Consider the following 3,982-nt stretch of genomic DNA (forward strand, 5'->3'; position numbering starts at 1 on the left):
CTGCGCAGGCGGCGCGATTCACGGACCGCCGTGTTCATCGCGTCGTTCCCGGCGTCGGCCACAATCTGCCGCAGGAGGCGCCGGAGGCGTTTGTTGCTGCGGTGGTGGAGGTGCTGGAAGGCTAGCCGTCACTCCCGGCTTGGACTGAGCTTCCAGGTCACGGCCATCAGCGCGGCCGTCATCAGCCCGCTCATGAGTCCGGCGAGGGGGATCGTCAGTACCAGGGCCGCGGTTGCGGCCCAGCCGATCGAGGAGAAGGCTTCGGCAAAGGTCGCAAGCCGCGATGAGGTCTGGCGGCGGCGGAACTGGCTGCGCCTGGCCTGCATCCGAAACCACAGCTGGATCGCGGTTGCCGACAGCGCGGCGACCGCGACGCCGGCGCCGGTGATCGCGGCCTGCCAGGGTGAGGCAAGGCACAGTCCCGCCAGAAGCGGCGCGAAGACGGCGCCGATCGCGGCCAGCACCATTTCGATCTTGGCGCGGATGATCTGCGTCTGTCGCAGCGGCGCCGTGCCGACGAGGTCTGGGGCGTCCTCGCCCGAAATCGTCAGCCAGGCGAGCCCGCCCGCGAGCTGGCCCGCAGCCATGACGACGACCGGCGTGACCAGCACGAGGCCGATCGAATGGTCGGCGAAGCTTCGCCACAACAGCAACGCAGGCGGCACCAGATAGAGCAGCTGCATCAAGGTCTGCGAGAGCAGCCAGGGGTCACGCACGAGCAGGAGAAATTCCTTCCGCCGCAGCGCCTGCTGAGGCGAGCGAACGCGAAATTGTCCGATGGCGGAAGCCTTGCGACCGGGCGCGGCGCGCGCCGATGCGCTGGCCGCGGTCTCGGCGAAGCGCGGTGAAAAGATCGCCATCACGCTCCCGAGCAGGGCGAGGCTCGCGGAGAGCAACGGCAGCAGTGCGGTCACGTCGCCGGTGACCGCGCGCGCCGCCCACCAGATGATGCTGTCGGCCGACGGCGCGAGCGCGACCACGGAGTCGGAGGTGAGGATCGCAAAGCGCGACAGCGTGCCGGAGGACAGGATCGCAGCGACCTGCAGCGCGATGACAAAGCCCGCGCCGATGATCGCCGCGACGATCTGCGCGACCAGCCGCGTCCGGGCCGGGCCGATCAGCCGGAACAGCATGATCGTGACCGCGATCGCAACGGCCGTCGCCGACAGGCCGCTGGCGATCACGACGCCGATGGCTGCGAGCCATCTGTTTCCGCCGCCGAACAGCAGGACGTCGACGAAGGGCGCCGCAAACAACAGCGCCACGGCCGTGACCGAGAGCGCGATCGCCGAGATCCGGACCGAAAACAGGCTTGTGAGCCGTGCCGGCGACGACATGATGAGGTCGAGATCGGCGCGGGCGTAAAACACCCGCGTCGCGGACTCGATCGCCTGCGACAGGATCAGCGCCCAGCCGAGGCAGATCGTCGCCGAGATCACGACCAGAGACGTCGCATCCAGCGGCGTCGGCAGCTCCGCATAGCGTCCGATCACGGCCCAGGCGGGCAGATGCAACAGTGCGGCGAAGATGACGAGTCCAATGATCGCGGCGCGTCGCCGCCGTTGTCGTCCTGCGATCATGGCCAGCCATTCGCGCCAGGCGAGCCGCAGCTCGTGTCGCGCAAACCATGCGAGCGTCGTGACCGAACTCATGCCGCGGCGGCCTCGGGATCGACCAGCGCGATGAACAGCTCTTCAAGGCTATGGTCGGTGCCTCCGCTCATCTGACGCAGTTCGGCGAGCGTTCCCTCGGCGATCAGCCGCCCCGCTGCGATGACGCCGATCCGGTCCGCCATGCGCTCCGCCACCTCCAAAATATGCGTGGTCATGATCACGGTGCAGCCGGCCCGCACCCGGTCGCCCAGCAGGTTCTTCACATGGCGAGCCGACACGGCGTCGAGCCCGGTGAGCGGTTCGTCCAGGATGATCAGGCGCGGATCGTGGATCAGCGCGCCAGCAAGCGCGACCTTCTGGCGCATGCCCTTGGAAACACCTTCGCAGCGCTCGCCGAGATGGGCTTCGAGGCCAAGCGAAATCAACAATTGTCGCGCGGAGTTCCGCGCGCGCGTCGGCGCGATGCCCCAGAGGCCGGCGACGAATTCCAGATATTCTTCGGGCGTCAGCTTGTCATAGATCATCGGCTCGTCGGAGACCCAGGCCATCACCTGTTTGGCGGCAACCGGGTCGTGCAGGGCGTCGATACCAAAAATCGAGATCGCGCCGCCGTCCGGCGGCAGCAGGCCTGCTATCATGCGCAGCGTCGTGGTCTTGCCGGCGCCGTTGGGGCCAACCAGCGCATAGAACTCGCCGGTGCGGACGGTCAGATCGAGCGCGTCGACCGCGGGGCGGTCAAAACGCTTTGTTAACCCTCGCACCTGCAGCGCAGTCGGTTCTGATGTCATGTCATCCAGAGCTCGCAACCGATTGTGACCATGACGGCAAGATGTTTCGGTGCGGTGAATCGCAAGCGCGCAAGATTCTGCCGCGTGAGACGCGCGCCGCCCACACTTCAAACAACCGGAGGATGAGCGCCTACGTTCTTGCGGCGCGATCGCGTCCGAGTTTTGCGAAGAGCTCGCCCTCAAGATTGCAAGAGGGCGCAGGGAATGCCGGGTGAAGGCCTCACCCATGGCCCGCCAGCAAAAAGAAAGCTGGCGGCAGTAACCACAGGTTCAGCCAAGTCCGGCATTCCCTGCGCAATGGGTTTACGGCTTATACCGCGCCCTCCTCGGGGACCGGGCTTTCTTGCCCCCGTCGCCGCGCGATCATCTCGCGCGACTTGACCTCAGCGTCGGGAGGCCAGGACCACACGGCTTTGCCGTACGCAATGACGTCATTCGTCCGCACAGAGACTGCGCGCTGACACCATCGCGTCCATCGCATCCCGCGCTCCACGTTCGTGACGATCGCGAAGCGCCCTCCGATGAGCACGGGACGGCCGGAGTGAACCATAGTTTTCTGGAAAACGGAAGCAAAATATTTTTGCAGGAGGGACTGGAAGGAGAGAGAATCAGCGTTGCACGGCCCGGAGGTCAGACCTCCGGCGCTGTTGCGTCCGTCTCGGCAGGCTGGCGCTCCAGCCAGAATCCGGGCGCGTGATACCAGACCCTCGCGGCGTCCTGAGGGGCGGGATCGCCGACATGCAGCGCATGGATCGGGACCCTTCCGGGCGACAGGCTTTCGAGCGCGGCATGCAGGCGTTTTCCAGCCTCCTCGTCGCGTCCTCCCGCGCAGGGATAGATGCCGACCCCGCCGATCGAGCAGGCCGCGAAGCCGTCTCCATGCCGGATCACGCGCAGCAGAAAGCCCCACCTGGACTCATTGGTCATCGGCATCAGCAGGCGGCCACCCTCCGCAAGACGATCGAGCCATTGCCGCGATGGGTGAGTGGATCCGGCGAACACGATGACGACGTCGAACTCGCCGGCATCGACGGCCCGGCCGTCGCCCGAGACCACATCGACTTGCGGCCAGTCCGCGAGATTCGCGCGGGCCTGCGACGCCAGGACCGGATCGATCTCGACGGCCGTGACGTGGCCGGCGGCTCCAACGATCTCGGCCAGCACCGCCGAATAATATCCGGTCCCCGCACCGACCTGGAGCACGCGTTCGCCGCGCACCAGATCGAGATGCTCCAGATTGCGCGCCCAGAAGCTGGGTTGCCCGTTGTTGAGGTCGCGGCTCGCGTCGATCGTCACCAGCACGTCATGGTAGAGCCAACGCGGATCATCGTCGGGGCTGAGGAACGGCTCGGAAGGGTGTGCGATGATGCGCCATGGTCCGGGGCCAACGAAACGTTCGCGCGGCACGGCGGCGAACGCGTCGATCAAGTGAAAATTGCGTAGCACCGGAGCCCTGCATCTGAGGTCTTCGGCATACCAGCGGCGTGCCGCCGCCAAGCTGTCGTCCATGGGTCTCTCCTCGTTGCGATGCAAGCGATGCGGCCGGGGCGAGCCCGCGCGGACATGTCGAAAATTTTTTCG

Annotated in this window: 3 protein-coding genes; all 3 read right to left on the reverse strand. The window is 66.4% G+C overall.

Features of this window, described 5'->3' with window-relative positions; genetic code table 11:
* Nucleotides 1-128 precede the first annotated feature (128 nt).
* Nucleotides 129-1,652, reverse strand: coding sequence for a permease (locus tag JOZ76_RS06405; RefSeq protein WP_291697786.1), 1,524 nt, complete (start codon nucleotides 1,650-1,652; stop codon nucleotides 129-131).
* Nucleotides 1,649-2,401, reverse strand: a complete 753-nt coding sequence (locus JOZ76_RS06410) for an ABC transporter ATP-binding protein (protein WP_291697787.1) — start codon at nucleotides 2,399-2,401, stop codon at nucleotides 1,649-1,651. Before JOZ76_RS06410 ends, JOZ76_RS06405 begins: the two co-directional genes overlap by 4 nt.
* 630 nt (nucleotides 2,402-3,031) lie before the next feature.
* Nucleotides 3,032-3,910 (reverse strand): protein-L-isoaspartate O-methyltransferase family protein, encoded by an 879-nt coding sequence (locus JOZ76_RS06415; RefSeq protein WP_291697788.1) that lies wholly within the window; start codon nucleotides 3,908-3,910, stop codon nucleotides 3,032-3,034.
* Between the last annotated feature and the right edge of the window lie 72 nt (nucleotides 3,911-3,982).

The sequence above is a fragment of the Bradyrhizobium sp. genome (assembly GCF_019244115.1).
GTDB lineage: Bacteria > Pseudomonadota > Alphaproteobacteria > Rhizobiales > Xanthobacteraceae > Bradyrhizobium.